Annotated in this window: 24 protein-coding genes; 6 read left to right on the plus strand and 18 right to left on the minus strand. The window is 71.6% G+C overall.

Translation table 11 applies throughout. The features are described 5' to 3' along the window. Positions 1-8: 8 nt before the first annotated feature. From ACFU97_RS29525 to ACFU97_RS29555, 7 genes are read right to left on the minus strand one after another with little or no spacing between them, the layout of a single operon-like run. Complete coding sequence (locus ACFU97_RS29525; RefSeq protein WP_384262512.1) at positions 9-1,031, minus strand: 2-hydroxyacid dehydrogenase; 1,023 nt, start codon at positions 1,029-1,031, stop codon at positions 9-11. Further along, positions 1,028-2,107, minus strand: a complete 1,080-nt coding sequence (locus tag ACFU97_RS29530; protein ID WP_384262514.1) for an ABC transporter ATP-binding protein — start codon at positions 2,105-2,107, stop codon at positions 1,028-1,030. Before ACFU97_RS29530 ends, ACFU97_RS29525 begins: the two co-directional genes overlap by 4 nt. After that, entirely contained in the window at positions 2,085-2,924 is an 840-nt protein-coding gene (locus ACFU97_RS29535) for a DeoR/GlpR family DNA-binding transcription regulator (RefSeq protein ID WP_384262516.1), read from the minus strand. The genes ACFU97_RS29530 and ACFU97_RS29535 overlap by 23 nt, the downstream gene beginning before the upstream one ends. Then, a complete protein-coding gene (locus ACFU97_RS29540) occupies positions 2,921-4,009 on the minus strand; it encodes an ABC transporter ATP-binding protein (RefSeq protein WP_384262518.1) in 1,089 nt (362 codons plus the stop codon). Before ACFU97_RS29540 ends, ACFU97_RS29535 begins: the two co-directional genes overlap by 4 nt. Next, entirely contained in the window at positions 4,006-4,836 is an 831-nt protein-coding gene (locus tag ACFU97_RS29545) for a carbohydrate ABC transporter permease (protein ID WP_384262520.1), read from the minus strand. The genes ACFU97_RS29540 and ACFU97_RS29545 overlap by 4 nt, the downstream gene beginning before the upstream one ends. After that, positions 4,833-5,714 (minus strand): carbohydrate ABC transporter permease, encoded by an 882-nt coding sequence (locus ACFU97_RS29550; protein ID WP_384262523.1) that lies wholly within the window; start codon positions 5,712-5,714, stop codon positions 4,833-4,835. Before ACFU97_RS29550 ends, ACFU97_RS29545 begins: the two co-directional genes overlap by 4 nt. Before the next feature lie 5 nt (positions 5,715-5,719). Next, positions 5,720-7,144 carry an ABC transporter substrate-binding protein gene (locus tag ACFU97_RS29555; protein ID WP_384262526.1) on the minus strand — a complete coding sequence of 475 codons (1,425 nt, stop codon included), beginning with the start codon at positions 7,142-7,144 and terminating at the stop codon, positions 5,720-5,722. Positions 7,145-7,332: 188 nt separating this feature from the next. Between ACFU97_RS29555 and ACFU97_RS29560 the strand changes: the two genes are divergently transcribed. Then, positions 7,333-8,805, plus strand: coding sequence for an FGGY-family carbohydrate kinase (locus ACFU97_RS29560; RefSeq protein WP_384262528.1), 1,473 nt, complete (start codon positions 7,333-7,335; stop codon positions 8,803-8,805). Next, complete coding sequence (locus ACFU97_RS29565; protein WP_384262531.1) at positions 8,802-9,422, plus strand: histidine phosphatase family protein; 621 nt, start codon at positions 8,802-8,804, stop codon at positions 9,420-9,422. The genes ACFU97_RS29560 and ACFU97_RS29565 overlap by 4 nt, the downstream gene beginning before the upstream one ends. A 97-nt stretch (positions 9,423-9,519) precedes the next feature. On the opposite strand, the gene ACFU97_RS29570 is transcribed toward ACFU97_RS29565, so the two are convergent. The 8 genes from ACFU97_RS29570 to ACFU97_RS29605 all read right to left on the minus strand — a co-directional run bounded on the left by ACFU97_RS29570 (position 9,520) and on the right by ACFU97_RS29605 (position 18,170). After that, positions 9,520-10,167: a superoxide dismutase gene (locus ACFU97_RS29570; protein WP_384262533.1), complete on the minus strand. Its 648-nt coding sequence runs from the start codon at positions 10,165-10,167 to the stop codon at positions 9,520-9,522. 126 nt (positions 10,168-10,293) lie between these two features. Next, positions 10,294-11,688: an amino acid permease gene (locus ACFU97_RS29575; protein WP_384262535.1), complete on the minus strand. Its 1,395-nt coding sequence runs from the start codon at positions 11,686-11,688 to the stop codon at positions 10,294-10,296. 121 nt (positions 11,689-11,809) lie between these two features. Then, entirely contained in the window at positions 11,810-12,706 is an 897-nt protein-coding gene (locus tag ACFU97_RS29580) for a TauD/TfdA dioxygenase family protein (protein WP_384262537.1), read from the minus strand. Positions 12,707-12,718: 12 nt separating this feature from the next. Further along, positions 12,719-14,062, minus strand: coding sequence for an LLM class flavin-dependent oxidoreductase (locus ACFU97_RS29585; protein WP_384262540.1), 1,344 nt, complete (start codon positions 14,060-14,062; stop codon positions 12,719-12,721). 67 nt (positions 14,063-14,129) lie between these two features. Continuing rightward, entirely contained in the window at positions 14,130-14,843 is a 714-nt protein-coding gene (locus ACFU97_RS29590; protein ID WP_384262543.1) for an ABC transporter ATP-binding protein, read from the minus strand. Then, positions 14,819-15,676, minus strand: coding sequence for an ABC transporter permease (locus tag ACFU97_RS29595; protein ID WP_384262545.1), 858 nt, complete (start codon positions 15,674-15,676; stop codon positions 14,819-14,821). The genes ACFU97_RS29590 and ACFU97_RS29595 overlap by 25 nt, the downstream gene beginning before the upstream one ends. A 5-nt stretch (positions 15,677-15,681) precedes the next feature. Further along, on the minus strand, positions 15,682-16,746 hold the full coding sequence (locus ACFU97_RS29600; RefSeq protein WP_384262548.1) for an ABC transporter substrate-binding protein: 1,065 nt from the start codon (positions 16,744-16,746) through the stop codon (positions 15,682-15,684). 239 nt (positions 16,747-16,985) lie between these two features. Then, positions 16,986-18,170 (minus strand): ROK family protein, encoded by a 1,185-nt coding sequence (locus tag ACFU97_RS29605; protein ID WP_384262550.1) that lies wholly within the window; start codon positions 18,168-18,170, stop codon positions 16,986-16,988. Positions 18,171-18,589: 419 nt separating this feature from the next. Between ACFU97_RS29605 and ACFU97_RS29610 the strand changes: the two genes are divergently transcribed. Beyond that, positions 18,590-19,168 (plus strand): biotin transporter BioY, encoded by a 579-nt coding sequence (locus tag ACFU97_RS29610; protein WP_384262554.1) that lies wholly within the window; start codon positions 18,590-18,592, stop codon positions 19,166-19,168. On the opposite strand, the gene ACFU97_RS29615 is transcribed toward ACFU97_RS29610, so the two are convergent. Together ACFU97_RS29615 and ACFU97_RS29620 are read right to left on the minus strand one after the other, a co-directional pair. Beyond that, positions 19,152-20,489, minus strand: a complete 1,338-nt coding sequence (locus ACFU97_RS29615) for an FAD-binding oxidoreductase (protein ID WP_384262556.1) — start codon at positions 20,487-20,489, stop codon at positions 19,152-19,154. The two genes, ACFU97_RS29610 and ACFU97_RS29615, sit on opposite strands and share 17 nt — an antisense overlap. Before the next feature lie 116 nt (positions 20,490-20,605). Continuing rightward, on the minus strand, positions 20,606-21,337 hold the full coding sequence (locus ACFU97_RS29620) for an LPXTG cell wall anchor domain-containing protein (RefSeq protein ID WP_384262559.1): 732 nt from the start codon (positions 21,335-21,337) through the stop codon (positions 20,606-20,608). Positions 21,338-21,569: 232 nt separating this feature from the next. On the opposite strand from ACFU97_RS29620, the gene ACFU97_RS29625 reads away from it, so the two are divergent. Then, positions 21,570-23,564, plus strand: a complete 1,995-nt coding sequence (locus ACFU97_RS29625; RefSeq protein WP_384262682.1) for a serine/threonine-protein kinase — start codon at positions 21,570-21,572, stop codon at positions 23,562-23,564. A gap of 99 nt (positions 23,565-23,663) precedes the next feature. Here ACFU97_RS29625 and ACFU97_RS29630 read toward each other — a convergent pair whose 3' ends face one another. Next, positions 23,664-25,079: an amino acid permease gene (locus tag ACFU97_RS29630; RefSeq protein WP_384262561.1), complete on the minus strand. Its 1,416-nt coding sequence runs from the start codon at positions 25,077-25,079 to the stop codon at positions 23,664-23,666. 206 nt (positions 25,080-25,285) lie between these two features. Between ACFU97_RS29630 and ACFU97_RS29635 the strand changes: the two genes are divergently transcribed. Both ACFU97_RS29635 and ACFU97_RS29640 read left to right on the plus strand, forming a co-directional pair. Further along, positions 25,286-25,774 (plus strand): ribose-5-phosphate isomerase, encoded by a 489-nt coding sequence (locus ACFU97_RS29635; RefSeq protein WP_384262564.1) that lies wholly within the window; start codon positions 25,286-25,288, stop codon positions 25,772-25,774. 33 nt (positions 25,775-25,807) lie between these two features. After that, on the plus strand, positions 25,808-26,617 hold the full coding sequence (locus tag ACFU97_RS29640) for an Fpg/Nei family DNA glycosylase (protein ID WP_384262566.1): 810 nt from the start codon (positions 25,808-25,810) through the stop codon (positions 26,615-26,617). Positions 26,618-26,679 lie beyond the last annotated feature (62 nt).

The raw sequence follows: 26,679 nt of genomic DNA on the forward strand, positions 1-26,679 counted from the left end.
CCGGCTCGTCAGGTCAGACAGTGCGCCAGCGGCTCCCCGCGGCCCCAGCGCCCCACCTCTTCGGCGGCGATCCGGGCCGCCTTCTCCGCCACCGCGCGCGAGGCCCCGCCCAGATGCGGCGTCATCACCACGCGGTCGGCCAGGCCGAACAGGCGCGAGCCGGCCGGCACCGGCTCCTGCCCGTACGTGTCCAGGGCCGCCGCCGACACGTGGCCGCTCTCCAGCGCGTCGCACAGCGCCTCCTCGTCGACCAGCGGCCCGCGCGCCACGTTCACCACCACCGAGCCCGCGGGCAGCAGCGCGAGCTCGCGGGCGCCGATCAGGCCGCGGGTCTCGGCGGTCAGCCGGGCGTGCAGCGTGATCACCCGGGAGCGGCGCAGGAGTTCGTCGAGCGTGTGCATGCGCAGACCGAAGATCTGGCCGCGCATGTAGGGGTCGTACACCATCACCTGCGCGCCGAAGGCGCACAGCGCGCGGGCGACGCGACTGCCGACGGCGCCGTAGCCGACCAGCCCGACGGGCAGGTCCTCCAGCTCCAGGCCGCTGTGCTCGTACGTGTAGTACGTCGCCCCCTCCCAGCTGCCCTGCCCGGCCAGCAGGTGGTGCGCCTGCGGGATGCGGCGCAGGGCCGCCAGCATCAGGCCGACGGTGAACTCGGCGGTCGCGGCGGCGTTGCGGCCGGGGGCGTAGCAGACGCGGACGTCGTGCCGCTTGGCCGCGTCCAGGTTGACGTTGACCGGGCCGCCCCGGCACACGACCACCAGCCGCAGGTCCGGGCAGGCCGCCAGGACGCGCTCCGTCACCGGGCCCATCTGCGTGACCAGCACCCGGGCGCCGGCCAGCGCCTCGATCAGCTCGTCCTCGGCGTCGCTGGCCTCCATGACCTCGGCGACCGGCCCGAACGGCTCCAGCGGCCAGCCGAGGGTCAACTCCCTCACGTCGCAGTCGAGTTCGTGGGTGACCGCCGCCGTGATGAGCGACGGCAGGATGAAGTGGTCGCCGGCGGCGACGACACGGACGGGTTCGCTCATCGCAGGGAGTCTCCTGTCTCGGCGTCGAAGACATGGGTCAGGCGCGCCTCGGCGGTGACCCGTACGGGCTCGTCGTGCGCGAGGCGCACCTCGGGGCCGGTGAGGACGACGAGGGGGCGTTCGACGCCCTCCAGGGCGAGCGTGGCGATGCCCGCCTCCAGCAGCGGCTCATGGGCGACGACCGTGGTGGGCAGGCCCTCCTCGCCCCCGAGGCGCAGGTCCTCGGGCCGGATGCCGACGACCACCTCGCGGCCCGCCGCGACCGGCACGGGCAGGGCGATCCGTACGGCGTCCGAGAGGCGGGCGCGGCCGTCGTCCGCGACGGTCCCCGGCAGCAGGTTGATCGCGGGCTCGCCCACGAAGTCCGCCACGAACAGGTTCGCGGGGCTGTCGTAGATCTCGTAGGGGGTGCCGAGCTGCTGGATGACGCCGTCCTTCATCACGGCGATCCGGTCGGCGAGGGACAGGGCCTCCTCCTGGTCGTGGGTGACCAGGATCGTCGTATGGCCCAGGTCCCGCTGGATGCGCTTGAGTTCGCGGCGGGTGGTGTCGCGCTGGGCCGCGTCGAGGTGGGAGAGGGGCTCGTCCAGCAGCAGGACGTCCGGTTCGCGCACGAGCGCTCGGGCCAGGCAGACGCGCTGCTTCTGGCCGCTGGACAGGCCGGCCGGGTGGGCGTCGAGGATGCCGGTGAGGTCGACCCGGTCGGCGATCTCGGCGACCTTGCGCCGCACGTCCCCCCGCACGCCCCTCCTGCGCGCCTTCAGCCCGAAGGCCAGGTTCTCGGCGACCGTCAGCGGCGGGTACAGCGCGTAGTTCTCGAAGGCGACCCCGATGTTGCGGGCCTGGGCCGGGCGGTGGATCACCGACGTGCCGCCCACCAGGATGTCCCCGCCGGTCACGCTCTCGAGACCGGCGATCATCCGCAGGGTGGTGGACTTGCCGCAGCCCGAGGGGCCCAGCAGCCCGAGCAGTTCCCCGGAGTGCAGCGCGAGGTCGAGGCCGCGTACGGCGTCCACCGGCGGCCGGCCCCGGGAGCGGTACGTCTTGCGCAGATCACGTAGTTCCAGCTCGGTCATCGCTGCCCTTCGTGCCTCTCGTGGCGCAGATCTCGTACGGGACCTTGTGCTCGTCCAGGTCCCGCAGCGCCTCGGCCGACGCCCCGTCGTCGACGAGGAGCAGGTCGTAGCGGGACAGCGGGACGACCCGGTGCAGCGCGACCCGGGCGAGCTTGGTGTGGTCGATCAGCAGGACGTTGCGGGCGGCCGCGTCGAGCATGGCCCGCTTCACCGACACGATGTGCTGTTCCTGGTGGTATGCGTAACCCCCGTGCACGGCGGACGTCGAGGTGAAGCACACGTCCACCCGCAGCTGCTCGACCGCCTCCACGCAGGACACCCCGAGGAAGGAGGAGTGCAGCGGGTCGTAGTCGCCGCCGAGCGCCATCAGATGGATGCCCCGCTGGTCGGCGAGCAGGTTGATCGCCTCCAGGAAGTTGGTGACCACCGTCAGCGGGGTGATCTCGCCGAGCCGCAGGTGGCGGGCTATCTCCAGGGTGGAGGTGGAGTCGTCGAGCATGATCGCCATGCCGGGTTCTATGGATCCGAGCGCGTGTTCGGCGACGGCGGCCTTCTCGGCGCGCATCGTCTTGAGCCGGTACTGCACGTTGGACTCGAAGACACCGGACGGCTGCGCGGTCACGCCGCCCCTGAACTTCCGGACGATTCCCTGCCGTTCGAGCTCGTCGAGGTCCCGGTGGATGGTCATCAGGCTCACCCCGAAACGCTCGGCGAGCTCCGCCGCCGTCGCCGAGCCGTCGGCCAGGACCAGCTCGGCCATGGCGGCCTGCCGGGCCGCGGGTCCCTGCTGATGTGCGCCGCCGCTGTTGCTGCTCATCGTGTCCCGATCAGTCGTCCTGGGCGCCCGGGCCGGTCGGCCTCGAACAGCAGCAGGTTCTCAGGCCGGACCGTGAGTCGTACCGGATCGTCGGGACCGAGGCCCGCCGTGTCGCCGCGCGGGGCCACCAGCGACAGGTGCTGCCCGCCCAGCCGGACGGTCACCTCGACGCTGCGGCCGAGCACCTCGGTGACGTAGACGGTGCCGGTCAGCTCGTGGCCGCCGGCGCCCGACAGCGCGACGTCCCGGGGGCGCACACCGACCAGGACGTCCGTGCCGGCCCGGGCCCGCGCCGCCAGCGGCAGCTCCACCTTCCCGTCCGCCGACCGGAAGCCCCCGTCCTCGGTGACCGTCCCGGGCAGCAGGTTGATGCGCGGCCGGCCGAACGCCCGCGCCACCTCCGTGTCGTGCGGGCGGTACCAGATCTCCTCCCGCGTGCCCGTCTGCACGATCCGCCCGTCCCGGATCACCCCGATCCGGTCGCCGAGCGCGAGGGCCTCGACGGAGTCGTGGGTGACGTAGAGGGTCGTGGTGTTCTGCACCGCCCCGATCGCCTTCAGCTCGGCCCGCATCTGCTGGCGGAGTTTGGCGTCGAGGTGGGAGAGGGGCTCGTCGAGGAGGAAGGCGCGGGCGGGCCGGACCAGCACCCGGCCGAGGGCGATGCGCTGCCGCTGGCCGTTGGAGAGCTGACCGACCTGGCGGTCCAGCAGGCCGCCGATGCCGAGGAGTTCGGCGATCGCGCCGACGCGTGCGCGGGCCTCGGCGGCGGGCAGGCGATGGCGGGGCGAGCGGAGCGGGGAGACGAGGTTGTCGTAGGCCGAGCGGTGCGGGTAGAGGGCGTAGCTCTCGAAGCACATCGCCACGCCCCGGTCGTACGGCTCGACGTCCGCCATGTCCTCGCCGTCGAGCAGCACCGTCCCGGCGTCGGGCCGCTCCAGCCCGGCGACGGTCTTCAGCGTGGTCGTCTTCCCGGCCCCGGACGGTCCGAGCAGACAGAAGAACTCCCCTTCCCCGACGTCCAGTTCGAGCCCGTCGAGCGCGGTGACCTTTCCGTACGCCTTCCTGATCCCGCGCAGCCCGATCACGATTTCACCGCCCCGAACGACAGCCCCCGCACCAGATACCGCTGGATGGTCAGGGCCAGCAGCAGCGGCGGTACGACCGAGACCAGGGCCGCCGCGGCCGTGAGGTTGTACTTGGGGCGGTCGCCGCCGAGGAAGGACAGGGCGCCGACGGTCACCGTCTGGGCCTCGTTGGAGGTGAGGATCAGCGGGAAGACGAAGTTGTTCCAGGCGAAGATGAAGGCCAGCAGCGACACCGCCGCGACGCCCGGCTTGACCAGCGGCAGGGCCACCCTGAAGAAGGCCTGCTTGCGCGTGTAGCCGTCCAGCAGGGCCGCCTGCTCCAGCTCCGGGGTGAGATCGGCCAAGTAGGACCGCATGATCCACACGATGAGCGGCAGCGTCACCAGCTGCAGGACCCAGATCATGCCGACGTACGTGTCGAACAGCCCGAGCTTCTGGTACAGCACGAACAGCGGGATGATCACGGTGAGTTCGGGCGCGAACCGGAACGACAGCAGCGTGAACATCAGGTTCTCCGAGCCCTTGAACCGCCAGCGCGCCGACGCGTACGCCGCCGGCAGCCCGACCACGAGCGACAGCAGCACCGCCCCCACCGACACCACCAGGCTGTTGACGAAGAACCGCACGAAGGGGATGCCCTCGCTGTCGCCGAGCACCGTCCGGTAGGCGCCGAGGGTCGGGGTGAAGGAGAAGTAGGTGCTGAAGAGCTGGTTCGCGGGCTTGAGCGAGAGGATCACCATCCAGGCGATCGGGAACAGCGCGAAGACGAAGTAGAGGATGAGTGCCGCGTCCGCGAGCCATCCCAACAGGCGCTTCCTGACCGTCATTTCGCCTCGGCCGCCTTCCGCTGGATGCGGCCCAGATGGCGTACGAGCACCATCGCCGCGAGGTACACCACGGCCCACAGCACGATCGTGTAGCTGATGCCGAAGCTGTAGCGCTGGAAGCGGATCGCCTCCAGGTACGCCCGGATCTGCAGGACCACGGTCGAGTCGCCGGGACCGCCCTCCGTCAGGGCGTAGATGATGTCGAAGACCTTCAGCGAGTCCATGAACCGGAAGATCACCGCGACCAGGACGTACGGCCACAGCATCGGCAGCGTCAGCCGGCGGAAGGTGTACCACCAGCCCGCGCCGTCCACGGCCGCCGCCTCGAACGGGGAGGTGGGCAGCGACCGCAGACCGGCGAGGGCGAGGATCGCCACGAACGGGGTGTAGACCCAGACGTCCACGGCGATCGACGACAGCAGCGCGCCCGTCGGGGTGTCCGTCCACTGAACTCCCCCCAGCCCGAAGGGTTTCAGCAGATGGTTGACCACCCCCACCGACGGCTGGAGCATCAGCTTCCACATGATCGCGGCGATCACCGGGGCGATCATCAGCGGCAGGATGAGGATCTTCTCCAGCACCCGGCCGACGCGCGAGGAGCGGTGCAGCAGCAGGGCGACCGCGACCCCGAGCACGGTCTCGGCGGCGGCGGCCCCGACCGCGTACAGGACGGTCACCCACGCCGAGTTCCAGAACGCGTCCTGGGTGAAGACCGTCTCGTAGTTGTGCAGCCGCACCATGTCCGGCTGCGGCTTGCTCGCCGAGAAGTCGAACAGCGTGTAGTAGAGCCCGAGTCCGAAGGGGTAGAGGATCCCGCAGGTCAGCAGCAGCGCCGGGACGATCAGCAGGTACGGGCGCAGGGTCGGCCGCCAGCCCATGGTGCTCAACTCACCTTGGAGGCGAGGTCACTTGCCAGCCCGTTCAGCACCGACTTCGCGTTCTTGCCGCCGTAGATCTCCTGGAGGGCGGCCGCCCAGCTGGTGGTGGCGTCGAAGAACTGGGCCTGCGGGGTGAACTGGATCTTCGTCTGGCCGACGACCGTCTCGAAGGTCTCGATGAAGCCCGGCAGGTGCCGCATCTTGTCCTTGTACGCGGCGTCCTGGCTGATCGACTTCCGTACCGGGTCGATGTGGTTGTGGGTGATCGCCCCCTTGCGCAGGTGCTCCTTGCCGGTCGCCCACTGCAGGAAGAGCCAACTGGCGCTCTTCTTGCGGCCCTTGGCGTTCATGCCGAGCGACCAGATCCACATGTTGGTGGCGAGCGAGCCGTCCGGGCCCTTCGGGCCGGGGTGGAAGGCGATCTTCCCGGAGGCGGGGCTCGCCCCCTTCACGGCCTGGAAGTAGGCCGCGGTGTCCGCGTCGAAGAGCATGGCCGCCTTCTTCGCGCCGAGGTCGCTGGAGCACTGGTACCAGGTGTACGACGTCCACGACGGCGGCCCGCCCTGCTTGACCATGCCCGCCCAGTCCTGGGTGAAGGCGACGGCCTCCGGCGTGTTCATCGCGGGCTTCAGCTTCCCGCCGTCCACGGTGAAGTCGTGCAGGCCGTTGCGGGCGTACATGGTCATGAAGCCGGGGTGGATGGTGGCCCAGCTGCGCGAGCCGCGCACGGCGATCCCGTACATGCCGTCGTACCCCGCGCCCGGGGCCTTCCGCTTGACCGCCCCGGCGATCTCCCGCAACTCGTCGAAGGTCTCCGCCGGTTTGAGGCCGAGTCTGCCGAAGACCTCGGTGTTGTAGGCGACGACGTTCGTCTCCCAGCCCCACGGCAGCGCGTACTGCCCGCCCTGGCCGAGCGGGGCGCCGGCCTTCAGCGACCACTGGTCGGACCGGAGCAGGTTGGGGAAGAAGTCGGCCTGGTCCCATTCGTCGCCGGTGGCCGAGGAGTTGCGCATCCAGGGCCCGAGGTCCTCCAGCCAGCCGGGCGGCCCGTACTGCCAGACCATGTAGGCGCCGAGCATGAAGACGTCGTAGGAGGCCCGCCCGCTGGAGAGGTCCACGGTGAGCTTGTCGAAGTAGTTGTCCTCGGGGAAGACGTCGTACTCGACCTTGATGCCGGTCTGCGCGGTGAAGGACTTCAGGTCGGCGATCAGGGCGTCGGTGTAGGGGTGCTTGTTGAGCAGTGCCTTGACCGTCGTGCCCTTCTCCCGCTTCCAGTCGAAGGAGCCGGTGACGTCGTCGGCGGCCGAGCCGCCGCCCTTGTTGCCGTCGTCCCCGCCGAAGCCGGCGCCGCAGGCGGCCAGCAGCGGAGTGGCGGCGGCCCCGGCGGTGAGGGCGAGGAACCGTCTGCGGTCGTGCGCGTGCGTGTCCATCCGTGACCTCCGTGTGGGGGCGGGTCCGGTGCGCTGGGCGGTGGGGGCAACACGTCGAGTCGACTCGCTAACAGAGGGTGTAACGCCGGAAGTTGCGCGTCAATCCCTCGCGCAAGCGAAAATCACCCGTCAATATCGGAGGGAGGCGTGAAGTTCACAGGACGGTCCGAGATGTCCGGGAGGCAGGGATGCGGGACGAGCGAGAGGCGTGGCTGGGGATCGACCTCGGCACGCAGAGCGTCCGTGTGCTGGCCGTGACCGGGGACGGGACGGTCCTCGGCGGCGGCTCGGCACCGGTCGGCGGGCGCCGCGAACGGAACCGGCACGAGCAGGAGCCGGGGGACTGGTGGGAGGGGGTGCGCACCGCCGCCCGGGCCGCGCTCGCCCCGGTCGCGGGCGTGCGGATCGGCGGGCTCGCGGTGTGCGGCACGTCCGGGACCGTGCTGCTCACGGACGGGGCGGGCCGGCCGCTGAGCCCGGGGCTCATGTACGACGACGGGCGGGCCGCGGCGCAGGGGGCGCGGGCGCGGGAGGCCGGCCTCGCGGTGCAGGACACCTGGGCGCTGCCGAAGGCGCGCTGGCTGGTCGAGGAGTACGGACGGGGACGGATCACCCACCAGCCCGACGTCATCACCGCCCGGCTCGTCGGCAAGCCGGTGCCGACCGACTCCAGTCACGCCCTCAAGACGGCCTACGACGTCGGGCGGGAGGCCTGGCCGGACGTCATGGGCCTGCCCCGGGAGACCCTGCCCGACGTGGTCCGGCCCGGCACCCTGCTCGGCGAGGTCTGCCCGGCCGCGGCCGAGGCCACCGGCATCCCGGTCGGCACCCCTGTCGTCGCCGGGATGACCGACGGCTGCGCGGCGCAGATCGCGTCCGGCGCGCTGCGCCCCGGCTCCTGGAACTCCGTGCTGGGCACGACCCTCGTCCTCAAGGGTGCCGCCGCCGAGCCGGTCCGCGATCCGTCCGGCGTGGTCTACAACCACCGTGCGCCGGACGGGAGCTGGCTGCCCGGCGGGGCGTCCAGCGTCGGTGCGGGGGTGCTGACCGCGGCCTTCGCGGGCGCCGACCCGGCGGCGATGGACGCGCGGGCGGCCGCGTTCGAACCCTCGGGCGCGGTGGCCTACCCCCTGGTGTCGCCCGGCGAACGGTTCCCGTTCCTGGCACCCGGCGCCACCACCCTGGTGCTGGGCGAGCCGGCGGGGGACGCCGACCTGTGGGCCGCGCTGCTCCAGGGCGTCGCCTTCACCGAACGGCTCTGCCTGGACTACCTGCACCACCTCGGCGCCCCGCTGGACGGCCCGCTCACCTTCACCGGCGGCGGTGCCCGCAGCCCGTACTGGAACCAGCTGCGCGCCGACATCCTCGGCCGCCCGGCCCGTGTGCCCGCGCAGACCGAACCGGCCCTGGGCATGGCCGCGCTGGCCGCCCACGGGACGGGCTCGGGCCCCCTGGTGGACATCACCGACCGCATGGTCCGCATCGGCACCCGCCTGGAACCCCGCCCCGGGCGCACCGCCCGCTTCGCCGAGCCGTACGCCCGCCTGGTCGACGAGCTGACGGCCCGTGGCTGGCTGCCGTCCCCGGTGGCGGGACACGCGCACGCCCGGCTGCGGCAGACCCTGGAGGGTGCCGCCCACCGCGATACTTCGGACTCATGAGTACGACGCTGCTGCTGGCCCGGCACGGGCAGACCGTCTGGCACGCCGAGAACCGCTACGCCGGAGTGAGCGACGTGGCGCTCACCGGCACGGGGCGCGCGCAGGCCGAGGCGCTCGGGCGCTGGGCCGGCGCCCATCCCGTCGACGCGATCTGGACCTCCACCGTCTCGCGCGCGATCGCCACCGCCGAGCCCGCCTGCCGCGCCCTCGGCCTCACCCCGTACCGCGAACACGCCCTGCGGGAGTGCGACTTCGGGGTGGTGGAGGGCCGCACGCTCGCCGAGTTCGCGCGGGAGGACCCCGACGCGGCGGCGGCCTTCCGCGCCGATCCGGTGGCGCACCCCTTCCCCGGTGCCGAGGACCCGCGGGCGGCCGCCGAACGGGGCGCCACCGCCCTGCGGCGCATCGCCGCCGCGCACGAGGGCGGGCGTGTCCTGGTCGTCGCGCACAACACCCTGCTCCGCCTGGTGCTGTGCCGGCTGCTGTCGATCCCGCTCCCCGACTACCGCCGGGTGTTCCCGCGGCTGCGCAACGCCGCCGTCACCGAACTCCGGCTGGACGCCGGGTCGGTGGGGCTGCTCTCGCTGAACGTCCCGTGCGAGGAGGAGGCCGCGTAGCTCATGGGAAGCCCCCGCGAGTCCTGTCCTCGCGGGGGCTTCCGTCATGCCGCCTGCCTGGTGAAGGGTGAGAAGACGATCACGAGGCAGGACGCTCTCAGGGAGCCAGGAGCAGCACGTCCGCCCGCGACCTCGCGGCCTCGTAACGCCGGGCGACGTCCTGCCAGTTGACGACCGCCCACATCGCTTCGACGAAGTCGACCTTCTGGTTGCGGTACTGCAGGTAGAAGGCGTGCTCCCAGGCGTCGAAGACCAGGATCGGCACCGAGCCCTGGCCGACGTTGCCCTGGTGGTCGTAGACCTGCTCGACGACGAGCCGCCCGCTCAGCGGCTCGAGGGCGAGGACGCCCCAGCCCGACCCCTGCGTGGTGGCGGCGGCCTTGGTCAGCTGGGCCTTGAAGGCGCCGAAACTCCCGAACGACTCGGTGATCGCGCCGGCCAGTTCGCCCACCCCGTCCACGGCGAGCGGCTCGCCGCCGCCCTCCTTCGGGCCGGTCATGTTCTGCCAGTAGATCGAGTGCAGGATGTGCCCCGACAGATGGAAGGCCAGGTTCTTCTCCAGGCCGTTCAGCGCCCCCCAGCTCTCCCGCTCCCGTGCCTCGGCCAGCTGCTCCAGGGTGTCGTTGGCGCCCTTCACGTACGCCGCGTGGTGCTTGTCGTGGTGCAGCTCGATGATCTCGGGGCTGATCACGGGCGCGAGCGCGGCGTAGTCGTACGGCAGCTCAGGAAGCGTGTAGACGGGCATGGGGGTCCCCTCCGACTCTTATTGCAAAAGACTTGCAAGTACACGCTAGCAACAAAAAGACCCCCGCGGATCACCGCGGGGGTCTTTCGGGGCAGGTGCCGGAGCCTGTGCCGGATCAGGAGGGAGTCAGGCCTTGGCGCGCGCCCGCTGCCACGCGTACCCGATCGCCGCGAGGGCCGCCGTCATGCCGCCCGTGCCGTAGAGCTGGACGCGGGTGCCGGGCTCCCGGGCCATCAGGACGAAGATCGCCGCCATCGCGGCCAGGGCGAGCCAGGTGAGCCAGGGGAAGGCCCACATGCGGACGGCGAGCTTCTCGGGCGCCTCGCGTTCCAGGCGCGCGCGGAGGCGGAGCTGGGAGACGGCGATGAAGATCCAGACGACGAGGATCACCGCGCCGATCATGTTCAGCAGCCAGGGAAAGACGTCGTCCGGGCGCCAGTAGCTGAGCACCACGCAGACGAAGCCGAAGACCGAGGAGGTCAGGACCGCGACGCGCGGGACGCCGCCGGAGACCCGGCCCAGCCCCTTCGGGCCCTGGCCGCGCTGCACCAGGGAGTAGGCGATGCGCGAGGAGCCGTAGATGTTGGCGTTCATCGCGGACAGCAGCGCGACGAGGATGACCACGTTCATCAGCCGGCCGGCCCCGGGGATGCCGAGCGAGTGCAGGGCGGCGACGTACGGGCCGGACTCGACGACCTCCTTCGCGTCCCACGGGACGAGGGTGACGATGACCGCCATGGAGCCGATGTAGAACAGCGCGATGCGCCACATCGCGGTGCGGACCGCGCTCGCCACGCCCTTGACCGGGTTCTCCGACTCGGCGGCGGCGATGGTCACGGTCTCCAGGCCGCCGTAGGCGAAGACCGAGGCGAGCAGGCCGATGACCAGGCCCTCGCTGCCGTTCGGCAGGAAGCCGCCCTTGCCGGTGAGGTTCGCGGTCCCGGGGGCGTCCGTGCCGGGCAGCACGCCCGCGACCGCCAGCACGCCCAGCACCAGGAACAGGCCGATCGCGCCGACCTTCAGGGCCGCGAACCAGAACTCGAACTCGCCGAAGTTCTTCACCGCGGCCAGGTTGGTGGCGCAGAAGACCATCATGAACAGGGCGACCCACGCCCACTCGGGCGTCCCCGGCAGCCAGCCCGTCACGATCTTCGCGGCGCCGATGCCCTCCAGGCCGACGGCCGTGCACAGCAGCACCCAGAAGGACCAGCCCGCGGTGAAGCCCGCCCACGGGCCGATCGCGCGCTCGGCGTGCGCCGAGAAGGAGCCCGACGACGGATACGCGGCCGACATCTCACCGAGCATCCGCATCACCAGCATCACCAGCAACCCGGAGAGGGTGTAGGCGACGACGATGGAGGGGCCGGCGGCGGCGATCCCCGCGCCGGAGCCGACGAACAGGCCCGCTCCGATGACGCCGCCCAGGGCGATCATCGACAGATGGCGCTGCTTGAGGCTGTGGGACAGAGGGGCGGCGTCCGCCTGTGGCGGCGACTCGACCGTGGTGGTGCTGTTCGGCATGCGCGCGGCTCGTCCAGTACGTGAGGTGGGCAAAAACGCCCACAGTGTGGGCGGCCGCTCCGCTCAGGAGGATCGGCCGCCCACTATCCGGACACGCGCGTGACGCTGCGTGCCCGGCGGACTACGCCGCCACGGAGGTGTAGTGCGACGCGTCGCCCTCGATCGAGTAGCTCTCCTTGCCCTCGATGCCGACCGGCACGTCACCGGCGACGGTCACCCGGTGCAGCCGGCGCGGCAGCCCGTCGTAGTTGTCGACGGCGTAGTGCTGGGTGATGCGGTTGTCGAACAGGACGAGCTGGTTCGGCGACCAGCGGTGGCGCAGGATGTTCTCCGGCCGGGTGACGTACGCCTGCAGCAGGTCGAGGATCTTGCGGGACTCGCCGGGGGACAGGCCCACGATCCGCTGGGCGAACCCGCCGATGAACAGCCCGCGTTCACCGGTCAGCGGGTGGACGCGGACCACCGGGTGGACCGTGCGGTACTTGATCGACGTGAACTGGGCGCGCTGGGCGGCCTGCCGCTCGTCGACCTCCTCGTCCGGCACGGCGTAGTCGTAGTCGTTGGTGTGCTCCGCCCACAGCGTGTCCGCCAGCCGGCGCAGCGATTCGGGCAGTTGGCGGTAGGCGGCCGCGGAGCTGGTGATCAGGGTCTCGCCGCCGTACGGCGGGAGAGTGATGCTGCGGAGGGTGCTGGCCTGCGGCGGGTTGAGGACGAAGGTGACGTCGGTGTGCCAGTGGTTGGCGGCGCGGCCGCGCTCGCTGTCGACGGGCAGCACGTTCGGGACCCCGTCGACGGAGGAGACCGTCGGGTGCGCGGTGGTGATGTCGCCGAAGTGGCGGACGAAGGCCTGCTGGCCCTCGTCGTCCAGGTTCACGTCGTCGAAGACGAGCGCCTTGTGGACGTTCAGGGCCTCGCGGATCGCGGCGGCCGTCTCCTCGCCGAGGGGCTTGGAGATGTCGACGCCCGAGACACGGGCGCCGATGTGCGCGGTGACCTGCTGGATCTCGATGCCGGACATGTGCGGGTCCTTTCAGACGAGGGCGGGCTGGGCGGGCGGGACGTACTGGTTGGCGGGGCGCGGGAGGCCGTAGCGCTCGCGCAGGGTGCGGCGCGGTCCGTACTCCGTGCGGAGCAGGCCGCGGGCGCGCAGGATCGGCACGACCTGCTCGACGAAGGTCTCCAGGCCGGAGGGCAGCACGGCGGGCATGATGTTGAAGCCGTCCGCCGCGCCCCGGGTGAACCACGTCTCGATCGCGTCGGCGACCTGCTCGGGCGTCCCGGCGAAGGTCAGGTGGCCACGGCCGCCGCCGAGCCGGCCGATCAGCTGCCGGACGGTGAGGCGTTCGCGCCGGGCCAGCTGGACGACGAGCGTGTAGCGGCTCTTGGCGCCCTCCACCGCGTCCTCGGGCGGCAGGTCGGCGGGCAGCTGGGCGTCCAGCTCAAGGGTGCCGGGCTGGAGTTGCAGCAGGCGTTCCAGGCGGTCCACGCCGTGCCGGTGCACGATGTGGTCCTCCAGGAGCTGTTCGTTCGCCCGCGCCTCGGCCTCCGTCGAGCCGACGACCGGCACGATCCCGGGCAGCACCTTGATGTGGCCGGGGTCGCGGCCGGCCGCCGCCGTACGGGACTTGAGGTCGGCGTAGAAGGACTGCGCGTCCGCGAGGGTCTGCTGGGCGGTGAACACCGCCTCCGCGTAGCGGGCCGCGAACGCCTTGCCGTCCTCGCTCGACCCGGCCTGCACGAGCAGCGGGTAACCCTGGGGCGAGCGGGGGACGTTGAGGGCGCCCTCGACGCTGAAATACCTTCCCCGGTGCCGGGGCGGGTGGATCTTCGCGTCGTCGCCCCAGACGCCGGCCGCCTTGTCGGCGACGATCGCGTCGTCCTCCCAGCTGTCCCACAGCTTGAGGGCGACGTCCAGGAACTCGGCGGCCCGCGCGTACCGCTCGGCGTGCGCGGGCTCCGCGTCCAGGCCGAAGTTGCGCGCGGCCTCGGCACCCGCCGTGGTGACGATGTTCCAGCCCGCCCGGCCGCCGCTGATGATGTCCAGCGACGCGAACTTGCGGGCCAGGTTGTAGGGGGAGTTGTAGGAGGTGGAGGCGGTGGCGATCAGCCCGATGTGCTCGGTCGCCGTCGCCAGCGCGGTCAGCAGGGTGAGCGGTTCCAGGGCGCCGGCGGGCCGCTGCGCGATGTTGTTCCACATCTGGGGGCCGTCGGCGAGGAAGAGCGAGTCGAAGGTGCCGCGCTCGGCGGTCCGGGCGAGCCGGACGTAGTGGTCCAGCTCGACGTGCGCGTACGGATCGCTCTCCGGCAGCCGCCAGGAGGCCTCGTGGTGGCCGGTGTTCATGAGGAAGGCGTTGAGGTGGAGCCGGCGGGTCATGGGGTGTCCGTTCCTTCACGGTCGATCCACTGTTCTTGACGGGGTGCGGGCCGGTCGGTACCAGCGGTCACGCGGCGTCCTCCGTGACGCCCAGCGCGGCCAGCAGCCGCGTCCGGTACTCCTCGCGCGGGCGCTCGTGGTCGACGGCCAGATCGAGGCCGATACGGCCCTGCTCCAGGACCAGCACCCGGTCCGCGAGGACGACCGCCTCGTCGACGTCGTGCGTGACGAGGAGGACCGACGGCCGGTGCCGCTGCCACAGCTCGCGCAGCAGGCCGTGCATCTTGATCCGGGTCAGCGCGTCCAGCGCGCCGAACGGCTCGTCCGCCAGCAGGAGTTCGGGTTCGCGCACGAGCGAGCGGGCCAGCGCGGCGCGCTGCGCCTCGCCGCCGGACAGCTCGTTCGGCCAGGCCCGCTCGCGGCCCTTCAGGCCCACCTCGGCGAGCGCCTCGCGGCCCAGCCGCGCCGCGTGCTTGCCGTCGAGGCCGAGCAGGACGTTGTCCAGGACCCGCCGCCAGGGCAGCAGCCGCGAGTCCTGGAAGACCACGGACACCCGCTCGGGGGCGGTCAGCTGACCGCTCCCGGCGACCTTGTGGTCCAGGCCCGCGATCGCCCGCAGCAGCGTGGACTTGCCGGAGCCGCTGTGCCCGAGCAGGGCCACGAACTGGCCGGCGGGGATGTCGAGGTCGATGCCGTCGAGCACCGTGCGGTTCTCGAACGACCGTGTCAGGCCGCGCAGTTGGACGGCGGGCCGGGTCAGCTGCTCAGTGTGCGGCGCCACGACAGCACCCTCCGTTCGACGAGACGGACCGCGCTGTCGGAGATCAGGCCGAAGACGCCGTACACGAGCAGGCCGACCAGGATGACGTCCGACTGGCCGTAGTTCTGGGCCTGGAACATCATGTAGCCGAGCCCGCTGGTGGCGTTGATCTGCTCCAGCACCACCAGGCCCAGCCAGGAGCCGGTGACGGCGAGCCGGAGTCCCACGAAGAATCCGGGCAGCGCGCCGGGGATGACGATCTGGCGGACGAACCGGAGCCGGGAAAGACCCTGCACCTCGGCCAGTTCGACGAAGCGGCTGTCGATGCCGGACAGCGCGGCGTGCGTGTTCAGATAGACCGGGATGTAGACGACGATGGCGATGATCGCGATCTTGAACGTCTCGCCGATGCCCAGCCACAGGATGAACAGCGGGATCAGGCCGAGGGTCGGGATCGCCCGGTTGAGCTGCACCGTCCCGTCGATCAGTGCCTCGCCGACCCGGCTGAGCCCGGACGCCAGCGCGAGGAGGACCCCGGCGGTGAGGCCGATCGCGAAGCCGTAGGCGGCGCGTTCCAGTGAGGTCAGGATGTCGGTCGGCAGGGTCCCGGCGCTCCACAGCCGGCCGGCCGTCCCGACCACCGTCCAGGGGGCCGGGATCGCGCCGGGATCGAGCCGCCCCGCGGCGGACGCGGCGGCCCAGAGCGCGACGAGGAGCGCGGGGCCGATCAGGCGCGAGGCGGGCAGCGGCCGGCCGGGGGAGAGGCCGCGCCGTCGCCGCCGTCGTGGCCGGTGGCCCTCCTCCCGGTCGGCGGCCGGCGGGGTGGTGGACGTGGCGGGGGTCGTGGTGGTCATGGCGGTCACCTCCGGTACTCCGCCGGTACGGCCTTGGCGGCGATGTCCTCGAAGCGGTGGTCGAAGAGCGAGGAGACGTCGAACCTCTTCACGAAGCCGCCCTCCGCGAGCAGATCCGCGGTCTCCTGCTCCCACTTGATCGCCTCGGCCCAACTGGGCGCGAAGAGCGGCTTGTTGGCGAGCTTGGTGATGCCCTGAGCCTGCGCGAGGGTGAGGTTCTGGGTCTTGACGTAGAACTCCCGCTCGTAGGTGCCGGGGTGCTCGTACGCCCAGACCTGGCCCTTGGCCCAGGCCGGGATGTACGCGGCGACCGCGGCGGCCTTCGCGGGGTCGTTGAGCACGCTGACCGGCGCCCACAGCAGGTTGAGCAGGTCGACGACGTCCGTGGTGATGACACGGGCGCCCTTGGACGCGTACTGCTGGAGGTAGGCGGGAGCCTGGCTGTTGGCGAGCGGTGCGATGTCGACCTGGCCGGACTGGAGCGCGGTCAGGAACTGGTTGCTGGTCAGCGGGACGAGCTTCACGTCGTCGTAGGCGAGACCCGCCTTCTTCAACGCCCGCAGCAGCACCACCCCTTGGGCCTGCCCCTGGGAGAAGGCGAGCTTCTTCCCGCGGAAGTCGGCGACCGTCCGGATGCCGCTGCCCGGCTTGGTGGCGAAGAGGTAATTGGGCTTCCGGGTGATGTTGATCGCGACGATCTTCGCGTCGAATCCCTGGTAGTGCGCCTGGATCGGCGGAATGCCCGCGTTGTTGGCGAGATCCAGCGACTTGGCGCGGAAGGCGTTGATGACATCGGGTCCCGCCCCGATGTTCAGCCAGTTCGACACCTTGAACGGCACTTCCAGCCCGGCCAGTCGGAACTGGATCTGCTGGACGTTCTGGTACGAGGCGATCTTCAGGCTCGTACCGGCCGGGACCTTGCGGGCCAGTGGCGCGGACGAGGCCCCTTTCGTCTCGGCGGCCGCACTTCCGTTCGCGCAGCCGCTCAGTCCGGCGACACCGGCGGCGGCGCCGGCGAGAGAGGTGAGAAAGAGCCGTCGGCCGACACCCGGCACGGGCGATGGGGGCATGGGAGAACTCCATGGATCGAGAGCGGAGAACGCGCGCGGAATTCCGGTCCGTAGAAGGCCGGGAAAAGGAAAGGCGCGCGGGATCGGTACAGGATTCGCGCAGGATTTACGCAGAACGAAATGAGCGCTTCACACGCGGCAACGTGTCAGCAACAAAGGGTGCGACAGCTCACGAACAGGCTCATGAGCAGGATGTTCCCCGTCATTCACGACCCCTGTCAACATTGTGAGTTGCTGAATTAAATAAGGCGAGGTGACGCGGCCAGCGGATCGCGGTAGAGCACGTCGAGTGCCACCGCGCCGCCGGCCACCGCGAGCACCGCGTCCGGAAAGCTCGTCGGCACGACGGAGGCGGCGCGCAGGTCGCCGACCTCGTCGCGCAGCGCGCTCAGGCAGTCCTCCCGGTGGATGATCCCGACCTCGGTCACGACCACCGTCTCCGGATTGAGCACGTCGAGCAGCAGCCGGACCGCCCGGCCGACGGCGCGCGCCCGCTCCACGAGCAGCCGTGCCGCCTCCTGGTCGCCGGCGGCCGCCGCGCCGACCACGTGCATCGGATTCGTGCCGTCGACGAGGCCCGCCTTCCGCGCCCTGCGGCACAGCGTCCGCTCGCTCAACTCGGCCTGGAGGCAGCCGACGCGCCCGCAGTCGCAGGGCTCCGTGCCGCCGGGCACCGGAAGATGGGCGATCGCGCCGGCCTGGGAGCGGGGGCCGTGGTGCACCTCGTCGTTGGTGGCGAACGCCGCGTCGACGACGTTCCCGACGAACAGGTGCAGCACGCTCCGGTGCTCCCGCGCGAGGCCGAACAGCCGCTCCGCGTTGACCAGCGCCCGTGCGTGGCCGTCGACATGGACGGGCAGCCCGGTGCGCCGCCCGAACATCTCGCGCACCGCCACGTCCCGCCAGCCCAGCAGCGGGTGCTCCACGACGGTGCCGGACTCGCGGTCCACCCAGCCGCCGACGGCCACGCCGACGCCGAGCGGCCGGCAGCCCGGGGCGGCGGCCAGGAGCGCGGCCAGCCCGTCGGCGGCCCGCGCCAGCAGACGGCCGGGATCGGTGTGCTCGTGCTTCAGCTCGCGCCGGGCCACCACCCGGCCGCGCAGATCGAGCAGGGCGACCGTGGTGTACGGCACCGCCACGTGCACCCCGCCGACCACGAACCGGGAGTCGTCCAGGTCGACGGGGACGTGCGGACGCCCGACGCCGTTGGACCGCCGGGGCGCGGACGCCTCGCGGATCAGGCCGAGTTCGGTGAAACGGGCGCAGTAGTCCGTCACCGACGCCGGGGACAGACCGGTCAGCCGGGCGATGGTGCTGCGGGCCACGGGACCGTGGTCCAGCACGGACCGAAGGACGACGCTCGCGCTCGTCCGGCGCCGGCTGGAAGGGGACGCGGGAGTGGTGGATGCCAGGGCGGAGGGCATGGGAGACCGTCCTCGGGAACGGGGCCGACACGTCTCGGGGGTTGAGGCGCGCGGACCGCCTCACACCGGGCGGCGACAGGTGGCAGCACCCTGGCGTCGCAGGTCGACATAGCGACGCGACGTGAAGTTCAGGGCCTGGGCAACCATGGCTCGAAGAGTAGGCCAGAAAACATGAATCCGACCAGACCACTAGGATTCATTTGGTGAGACCCTACAGGTCGTCCGCTCCCGGCTCGGTGAGCGCGGCCTCCCTGCCTCCGTGACCGGCATCACGTCAAATCCGGTGTAGCGGGCACTCTTTGTCCGGAGCCCACCAAGCCCGCCGTCCCGCCTTTGTCGATCGCTGACGGTGATCACTCCGGGACCGCTGGGATAGCGTCACCGTGTCCCAGCATGTCCTCGTCACCCGCGGAGTCCTCATGAGCACCGCTGCCGCCACCGTCCGCCCCCGTGAGGTCCTCGCCGACCTCCTGCCCGCGACCCGTCTCCGGGACGTGGCCCTCGTGCTCGGCGGCGCCGCGCTCACCGGCCTCGCGGCCCAGATCTCCGTGCCCGTGCCGGGCTCCCCGGTGCCGGTGACCGGCCAGACCTTCGCCGCCCTGCTGGTCGGCACGGCCCTCGGCGCGAGCCGGGGCCTGGCCTCGCTCGTCCTGTACGCGCTCGCCGGGCTCGCCGGTGTGCCGTGGTTCGCCGGCGGCACCTCCGGTGTCTCCGTCTCCTTCGGCTACATCATCGGCATGATGCTCGCCTCCGCCGCCGTGGGCGCCCTCGCCCGCCGCGGCGCGGACCGCTCCGCCCTGCGCATGGCGGGCACGATGCTGCTGGGCGAGGCGATCATCTACGCCGTCGGCGTCCCCTACCTGGCCTACGCCGCCGGGATGTCCCTGTCCGCGGCGGTCGCGGCCGGCCTGACGCCGTTCCTCGTCGGCGACGCCCTCAAGGCGGCCTTGGCGATGGGCGTCACGCCCACCGCCTGGAAGCTCATCGGCAGGCGCTGACGCCGAAGTCGTCACGGAAGAGGCTCGCCGGGTCGTACTGCGACTTCAGCCCGGCGAGCCTCTCGCGCGTCCGGGCGTCGTAGAAGCCGTCGGTCCGGTCCCCGGCGCCGAAGGCGAAGGCGCGGGCCCGGCCCAGGGTCACCTCCGCGAGCAGCGCGAACGCCGGGTCCAGCACCGCGCGCGCCTGCTCACGGTCCCCGACCGTCAGCAGCCGCAGCAGGAACCGCCCGTCGCGGTACGGCACCGAGTTCGGCGCGGGCCGCGCGAGCGCCCCGCCCAGGTGGTTGATCTGCACGACGCACAGGGGGCCGCCGGCGTCCGGGCCGGTGCGCGCGAGCACCTCGCCGGCCCTGGCGACGTCCAGCTCGCTCAGCACCGCGCTGTCCCCGTAGTAGGCGTGCGGGAAGTCCGGGTCGCTGTGGATGGTGCGGCTCTCGGTGTACGGCATCTCGCGCAGCGAGTCGCTGAGCACGGGGCCGAACTCCCTGAGCGGAGCGACGCGTTCGGCCCCGTCGGCGCCGGTGTACGCGACGCGCACGGAGACGACGTACCGGCCGCGCAGCCGCGGCGGCAGCGCCGGCAGGTCCGGGTACGGCACGGCCGCGAAGGACGAGGTCAGGCCGTCGGGCACGGTCCGCGTCCATTCCTCGTACGCCCGCAGCAGGGCCGCCGGGTCGGTCCGCCGGCCGTCGAAGGAAACGGAGCCCCCGTACAAGGTCCGTACCGGGACGAGGCCGATCTCCATTCCGGTGACGATGCCGAAGCCGGGGCCGCCGCCGAGCAGGGCCCAGCTCAGGTCGGGGTCGGACTCCCGTGTCACGTGCCGCAGCCGGCCGTCCGCGGTGACCAGGTCCAGCGAGCGCACATGGTCGGCCGTGTAGCCGAACTCCCTGGCCAGGACGGACAGTCCACCGCTCAGCGTGTACGAGACGGCGCCGACGCCCGGGGCCGAGCCGTTGAGCGGGGCCAGGCCGTGCGGTGCGGCGGCGTCCACGACCTGGCCCCAGCGGACGCCCGCCCCGACGCGGACGGTGCGGGCCGCGGCGTCGACGGTCACCGCGTCCATGCGGCGCGTCGTGACGAGGACGCCGCCCTCGGACGGGCCGGGCAGCCCGTGGCCGGTGGCCTGGACGCCGATCGGCAGGTGCCGGGCGGCCGCGTACCGCACGGCGGCGCGCACGTCGTCGGCCGAGGCGGCGGCGAAGACCATGGCGGGGCGCTGGGCGAACCCGGTCTGGAAACCGGCGATCTCCTCGTCGTAGCCGGGCTCCCCGGGACGCAGGACGAGCGGGCCGGTGGCGTTGTCGGTCGCGATGTTCATGACCGGCATCGTTCCCGCATAGCCTGACAGCGGCCGTCAGCTTTTCTGGTGAGAAGAAGGCCGGGGTGCGCGGGCACCCCGGCCGTGTCGCGGATGGTGCGCGGCCGCCGGGAGTGTCAGCCGCGGAGGTGGCGGGCCGGACGCCGGGACGTCCACCACAGCCCGGCCGCACCGGCCGTGATCAGGGCCGCACCCGCCGCGCCCAGCGGCAGGACGTCCCGCCCGACGCCCGTCTTCGGCAGCTCCTTCTGGTCGCCGCCCGGCGCCACCGGCGTGTTGTCGGTGCCGAGCAGCAGCGGGGTGGCGGGGGCGTTCGGCGACGGGTTCGTCGTACCGAACGGAACCGGTCCCTGCTGCCAGTACGTCTTCTTCCCGTCACCGGACGTCACGGGCAGGCAGATCTTGCCGGCCTTCTTGAGGTCGTAGGTGGCGTCGACGGCGTACGACTTCGACTTGCCGGCCGCGAGATTGTCGATCGGGCAGGAGAAACCGCTGTTCGAGCCCTTCGGAAGATTACTTTCGGCAATCTGGGAGCAGCCTTGCACGCTCTTGACCGTGAGGCCGTCGAAACCGACGACCAAAAGCTGGATCTTTCCGCTGTCCTTGGTCCCCTCGTTCTTGACCGTGGCGGTAATCGCCGTCTTTTGCGAGCCGTTGTCGACCGAGATCTTCGAAGGCAGGAGCGTGGTCAGCTTCACGCCTGCCGGCGCCTCGTCGACGGCCTTTCCCCCCTTGCTGCTGCCAGGTCCCTGGTCGTCCGCGCTGGCGGTGAAGGAAAGGATCATCACCGTCGAAAAAGATGCCGCGACCAGCGATCCCGCGATGGTCGTCATGCGACGAGAACTCATGTTCACATCCCCCTTGGCTGCGCCTGAATTCGCAGTACTTGAAGAGCTACCACAAGATTTCTCCGCACTATGCTGGTACGGCCCGAAGTGTGACCATTGTGGGACAGTCGGGGCGTTGCAGAGGTAATTGAGGGGGTGCAGCGGATTGCCGGGGAATACGAGAAGCGGCGGAGTTCCAGGGTTGCTGGTGACGGGGCGCTACAGGCTGGTCGAGAGTATCGGCCAGGGGGGAATGGGGCGGGTGTGGCGGGCCGCCGACGAAATGCTCGACCGTCCGGTCGCCGTCAAGGAGATGCGCATCGACGGGCTGGACGCGGAGGACACGCGCACCCGCCGCGAGCGGACCCTGCGCGAGGCCAGGGCGACCGCCCGGATCGACCATCCCAACGTGGTGCGGGTCTACGACGTCGTCGACGAGGGCGAACGGCTGTGGATCGTCATGGAGCTGGTCGGCGGCCGCTCCCTGGAACGGCTCGTCGCGCAGGACGGCCCGCTGTCTCCCGCCGCCGCGGCGCGCATCGGGCTGGGGCTGGTGGGGGCCCTGCGCCAGGTGCATGCGCGCGGGGTGCTGCACCGCGACATCAAGCCGGGCAACGTCCTGGTGGAGGACGGCGCGGAGCGCATCGTGCTCACCGACTTCGGCATCGCCGCGATCCAGGACGCCAAGGCGCTCACCATGGTCGGGATGCTGGTCGGCTCCCCCGACTACATGGCGCCCGAGCGCATATCCGGCCGCCCGCAGGGCCCGCCGTCCGACGTGTGGTCGCTGGGCGCGACGCTCTGCGCGGCCCTGGGCGGCCGGTCCCCCTTCTCCCGCGACACGACCCTGGCCACACTGCACGCGGTGCTGTACGAGGAGCCCAAACTCCCGTCCGCCGCCGGTCCCTTGCGGGACGTCCTGGCCGCGCTGCTGGAGAAGGACCCCTCGGTCCGCCCGGACCTGGACGACCTGGAGGAGGCCCTGCTCCCGGTCGCCTTCCCGCCGACCATGCCGACGCTTCCCGTGGGCGCGGGGGAGGGGAACGGCGGTGCGCAGGAGGGTGAGGCGGACGAGTCCGCCGAGCCCGCGGCCGAGGCGGAGACGCGCCCCCGGCCCGTCGTGGAGCCCGAGCGGCCCACGCCGGTCTACCTGGACACCCGTCTCGTCCGTGCCGCCCGCGACCCCAGGCAGCCCGAACCCGAAGCCGCGCAGAAACCCGCGCTCGACCCCGCCCCCGTCGAGGACGCGGTGCCGCGGGAGCTGCCGGAGCCCGCGACGCCCTCCGCCCACCAGCACGTCAACGCCTCCAGCGAGGTCCCCTCAGAGGTGCGCTCCGAAGTGCGCTCGGAGATCCGCTCCGAGGCCCCGTCCGCCGCCTCGGCGCCTCCCGCCACCGCGTCTCCCGCCTCCGCGCCTCCCGCCACGGGGCGGCCCGGTGTCAACCTGGTCCGCACCCCCACCGTCCCCGAACAGCACACCCCGCGGGGCAACGGCTCCGGCGCGGCGGCGCCCGGTGCCCGGCAGGGCGCGGCGCCCACCCCGGAGCTGTCCACCCGCCCGGCCCTGGGCCCCCATCCGCTCCGCACCCCGCAGCCCGACCTCCCCGGCCCCGCCGTCCCGGCCGGCCCCCGCCCGGGCCGCGGACGCCGCCGCGCCGGCTTCGTCGCCGCCGGCGGACTGGCCGCCGCGGGTGCCGTCGTGGCCGCGGTCCTGCTGGCGAACTCCGGCTCGCCCGGCGGCAATCAGGCGGACTCCTCCTCCTCGTCCGCCACCACGGCGGACAGCAGCGCGCCGCCCACCGTGGAAGGCACGTCGAGGCCGCAGACCCTGCCGCCGGGCGTGCACCGGGAGGGCGGGTACGCGTGGGCGACCCCCAAGGGCTGGCGCCGTGACGTGAAGACGGGCTCGGAGGTGCACTACACGTCGCCCGACGGCACCCAGGAGCTCGCGGCCGCGTCGTCCGTCGCCCGCGGCGACCTGATGGAGACCTGGAGGAAGTCGGAGCAGAACGCCCACCAGGGGCAGAACTACCAGAAGATCCGCCTGGAGAAGACGACCTTCCGCGGCAACCCGGCGGTCGTGTGGGAGTACACCTTCACGCTGAACGGCACCCCGTGGCACGCCCGGCTGCTGGGCTTCACCCAGGAGGGGAAGACGTTCCAGATCAACACCTGGTACCAGCCGGGCGTCGAGAGCCAGGCCCTCAAGACCTACACCAAGACCAAGAACAGCTTCATCGTGCTGTGAACCGCGCGGACACGACACGGCGCGGACACGACACGGCGCGGACACGCGAAGGGGCCCGCGGCGATCGCCGCGGGCCCCTTACGTACAACGCCCGTTCCGTCAGCCCGTCTTGACCTCGTCCGGCGCCGTCGCGGACTCGGCCGCCACGGCGGTCCGGCCGCCGAGCACCTTCTCCTTGATCACGGCGATGACCAGCACGATCGCTGCCACGAGCAGCGACAGCAGCACGGTCTCGCGTCCGTCGTGCTCCGTGTCCGTGAGCATGTAGCCCAGCACGAACACGATCACACCGGCCGCCGCCCAGGTCAGGTACGGGTACAGCCACATCTTCACGACCAGCTTCTCCGGTGCCTCGGTCTGGATGATCTTCCGCATGCGCAGCTGCGAGAAGCAGATGACCAGCCAGACGAACAGGGCCACGGCACCACTGGAGTTGACCAGGAAGAGGAAGACCGAGTCCGGGAACTTGTAGTTGAAGAAGACCGCGACGAAGCCGAAGAGGACGGACGCGAGGATCGCGGCCCTCGGCACACCGCGGGACGTCGTCCGCGCGAACATCTTCGGTGCGTCACCGCGCTCACCCAGGGAGAACGCCATCCGGGAGGCCGTGTAGAGGCCGGAGTTGAGACAGGACAGCACCGACGTCAGCACGATGAAGTTCATGATCTGGCCGGCGTGCGCGATGCCCAGGGAGTCGAGGGCGGCGACGTAGGAGCCCTTCTCCTTGATCGAGGGGTCGTTCCACGGCACCAGCGAGACGACCACGAGGATCGAGCCCAGGTAGAAGACCGCGATACGCCAGATGATGCTGTTCGTGGACTTGGTGACCGCCCGCTGCGGATTCTCCGACTCGCCGGCGGCCAGGGTGGCGATCTCGCTGCCCATGAACGAGAAGACGACGAGCAGCACGCCGGTGAGGATGGCGCCGGGCCCGTGCGGCAGGAAGCCGCCGTGGTCGCTGAGGTTGCCGAAGCTCGCCTTGTCGGCGTGCACGCCCGGCAGCACACCGAAGATCGCGAGCGCGCCGACGACGATGAACGCGCCGATCGCGACGACCTTGATCCCGGCGAACCAGAACTCGAACTCGCCGTAGGAGCCGACGGAGACGAGGTTGGTGGCGGTCAGCACGAGCATCACGATGAGGGCCCAGCCCCACTGCGGGACGGCCGGTATCCAGCTCTCGAGGATCGTGGCGCCGGCGGTGGCCTCCACCGCGAGCACCACGACCCAGAAGAACCAGTAGAGCCAGCCGATGGAGAACCCGGCCCAGCGGCCGAGCGCGCGGTCGGCGTGCGCCGAGAACGATCCGGAGGTGGGGTTGGCCGCGGACATCTCGCCGAGCATGCGCATCACGAGCACGACGAGGGTGCCGACGAGGGCGTACGAGAGGAGGATGCCGGGTCCTGCGGTGGCGATGCCTGAGCTGGAGCCGACGAACAGTCCGGCACCGATGACACCGCCGATGGCGATCATCGTCAGATGACGGTTCTTGAGTCCGGCCTGGAGACCAGTCATAGGGGGAATTCCTTCGCGCCTTGTGAGCGATCCCCGTACGAGCGGTGTACGGGTCGGACCAGTGAAACGGAGGTTAAGTGATTCGTGAACCTTCGAAACGGGATCGTTACTTGAGGTTTCCTTGAGGTTCTGTGGTCGACGTCATGGTTTCCCCTGGTCGGCACCCGGAGCTGCTGCCCGCAAACAGCCGTGTCACACTCGGAGTCATGCGCGTGTACCTCGGCTCCGACCATGCCGGCTTCGAACTCAAGAACCACCTCGTCGAGTGGCTCAAGGCGGCCGGCCACGACCCCGTCGACTGCGGCCCGCACATCTACGACGCCCAGGACGACTACCCGCCCTTCTGCCTGCGCGCCGCCGAGCGCGCGGCCGCGGACCCCGACTCCCTCGGCGTCGTGATCGGCGGCTCCGGCAACGGTGAGCAGATCGCGGCGAACAAGGTGAAGGGCGTGCGCGCGGCGCTCGCCTGGAGCGAGGAGACCGCGTCGCTCGGCCGCCAGCACAACAACGCCAACGTCGTGGCGGTCGGCGCCCGTATGCACACCACGGAGGAGGCGACGAAGTTCGTCGAGACCTTCCTGGGCACCCCGTTCTCGGGTGACGAGCGCCACATCCGCCGGATCGACATGCTCGCGGACTACGAGACGACCGGCGAGCTTCCCCCCATCCCGGCGCACCACCCGCAGCAGGACTGACGCCCCTCGGGGGGCGGGAAGGACACAGGCACCGTGCCAGAGGGGCACACGATCCACCGGCTGGCGTCCGACTACGCCGACCGCTTCTCCGGCACGGCACCGCGGGTGACCAGCCCCCAGGGCAAGTTCTCGGACGCCGCCGCACTCCTCGACGGCGCCGGGCTCACCCGCACCGAGGCCCACGGCAAGCACCTCTTCCTCGGCTTCCGCGACACCGACTGGGTCCACATCCACCTGGGCCTGTTCGGCAAGGTGGCCTTCGGTGACGCCCCCGCCCCGCCGCCCACCGACACGGTCCGCCTGCGGCTCGCGAACGACACCTCGTACGTCGATCTGCGCGGACCGACGACCTGCGCGCTCATCACGGACGCCGAGAAGGACGCGATCCACGGCCGGCTCGGCCCCGACCCGCTGCGGGCCGACGCCGACCCGGCGGCGGCCTATCGCCGGATCTCCCGCAGCCGTACGACGATCGCCGCGCTGCTCATGGACCAGAAGGTGATCGCGGGCGTCGGCAACGTCTACCGCGCCGAGGTCCTCTTCCGGCACGGCATCGACCCCTACCGGGCGGGCAGGGACATCACCCCGGCCGAGTGGGACGCCGTCTGGGCCGACCTGGTCGGGCTGATGCACGAGGGCGTCCGCAACAACCGCATCGACACCGTCCGCCCCGAGCACACGCCGGAGGCGATGGGCCGACCGCCGCGCGTGGACGACCACGGCGGCGAGGTGTACGTCTACCGGCGGGCCACGCTGCCCTGCCACATCTGCGGCGGCGAGATCCGCACCGCCGACCTCGCCGCCCGCAACCTGTTCTGGTGCCCCGCCTGCCAGAAGGGCTGACGCCCCAGGGCCGGCCGGCCCCGTGCGGCAGCCGGAACCCGTAGGCCGGCCGGGGTCTGCTG

The sequence above is a fragment of the Streptomyces sp. NPDC057616 genome, assembly GCF_042800575.1.
GTDB lineage: Bacteria > Actinomycetota > Actinomycetes > Streptomycetales > Streptomycetaceae > Streptomyces.

Excerpts from the sequence above, each read along its gene's own strand:
- ACFU97_RS29525 (WP_384262512.1), bottom strand. The coding sequence starts at position 1,031 with ATGAGCGAACCCGTCCGTGTCGTCGCCGCCGGCGACCACTTCATCCTG.
- ACFU97_RS29530 (WP_384262514.1), bottom strand. The coding sequence starts at position 2,107 with ATGACCGAGCTGGAACTACGTGATCTGCGCAAGACGTACCGCTCCCGG.
- ACFU97_RS29535 (WP_384262516.1), bottom strand. The coding sequence starts at position 2,924 with ATGAGCAGCAACAGCGGCGGCGCACATCAGCAGGGACCCGCGGCCCGG.
- ACFU97_RS29545 (WP_384262520.1), bottom strand. The coding sequence starts at position 4,836 with ATGACGGTCAGGAAGCGCCTGTTGGGATGGCTCGCGGACGCGGCACTC.
- ACFU97_RS29550 (WP_384262523.1), bottom strand. The coding sequence starts at position 5,714 with ATGGGCTGGCGGCCGACCCTGCGCCCGTACCTGCTGATCGTCCCGGCG.
- ACFU97_RS29555 (WP_384262526.1), bottom strand. The coding sequence starts at position 7,144 with ATGGACACGCACGCGCACGACCGCAGACGGTTCCTCGCCCTCACCGCC.
- ACFU97_RS29560 (WP_384262528.1), top strand. The coding sequence starts at position 7,333 with ATGCGGGACGAGCGAGAGGCGTGGCTGGGGATCGACCTCGGCACGCAG.
- ACFU97_RS29565 (WP_384262531.1), top strand. The coding sequence starts at position 8,802 with ATGAGTACGACGCTGCTGCTGGCCCGGCACGGGCAGACCGTCTGGCAC.
- ACFU97_RS29570 (WP_384262533.1), bottom strand. The coding sequence starts at position 10,167 with ATGCCCGTCTACACGCTTCCTGAGCTGCCGTACGACTACGCCGCGCTC.
- ACFU97_RS29575 (WP_384262535.1), bottom strand. The coding sequence starts at position 11,688 with ATGCCGAACAGCACCACCACGGTCGAGTCGCCGCCACAGGCGGACGCC.
- ACFU97_RS29580 (WP_384262537.1), bottom strand. The coding sequence starts at position 12,706 with ATGTCCGGCATCGAGATCCAGCAGGTCACCGCGCACATCGGCGCCCGT.
- ACFU97_RS29585 (WP_384262540.1), bottom strand. The coding sequence starts at position 14,062 with ATGACCCGCCGGCTCCACCTCAACGCCTTCCTCATGAACACCGGCCAC.
- ACFU97_RS29595 (WP_384262545.1), bottom strand. The coding sequence starts at position 15,676 with ATGACCACCACGACCCCCGCCACGTCCACCACCCCGCCGGCCGCCGAC.
- ACFU97_RS29600 (WP_384262548.1), bottom strand. The coding sequence starts at position 16,746 with ATGCCCCCATCGCCCGTGCCGGGTGTCGGCCGACGGCTCTTTCTCACC.
- ACFU97_RS29605 (WP_384262550.1), bottom strand. The coding sequence starts at position 18,170 with ATGCCCTCCGCCCTGGCATCCACCACTCCCGCGTCCCCTTCCAGCCGG.
- ACFU97_RS29610 (WP_384262554.1), top strand. The coding sequence starts at position 18,590 with ATGAGCACCGCTGCCGCCACCGTCCGCCCCCGTGAGGTCCTCGCCGAC.
- ACFU97_RS29615 (WP_384262556.1), bottom strand. The coding sequence starts at position 20,489 with ATGAACATCGCGACCGACAACGCCACCGGCCCGCTCGTCCTGCGTCCC.
- ACFU97_RS29620 (WP_384262559.1), bottom strand. The coding sequence starts at position 21,337 with ATGAGTTCTCGTCGCATGACGACCATCGCGGGATCGCTGGTCGCGGCA.
- ACFU97_RS29625 (WP_384262682.1), top strand. The coding sequence starts at position 21,570 with ATGGGGCGGGTGTGGCGGGCCGCCGACGAAATGCTCGACCGTCCGGTC.
- ACFU97_RS29630 (WP_384262561.1), bottom strand. The coding sequence starts at position 25,079 with ATGACTGGTCTCCAGGCCGGACTCAAGAACCGTCATCTGACGATGATC.
- ACFU97_RS29635 (WP_384262564.1), top strand. The coding sequence starts at position 25,286 with ATGCGCGTGTACCTCGGCTCCGACCATGCCGGCTTCGAACTCAAGAAC.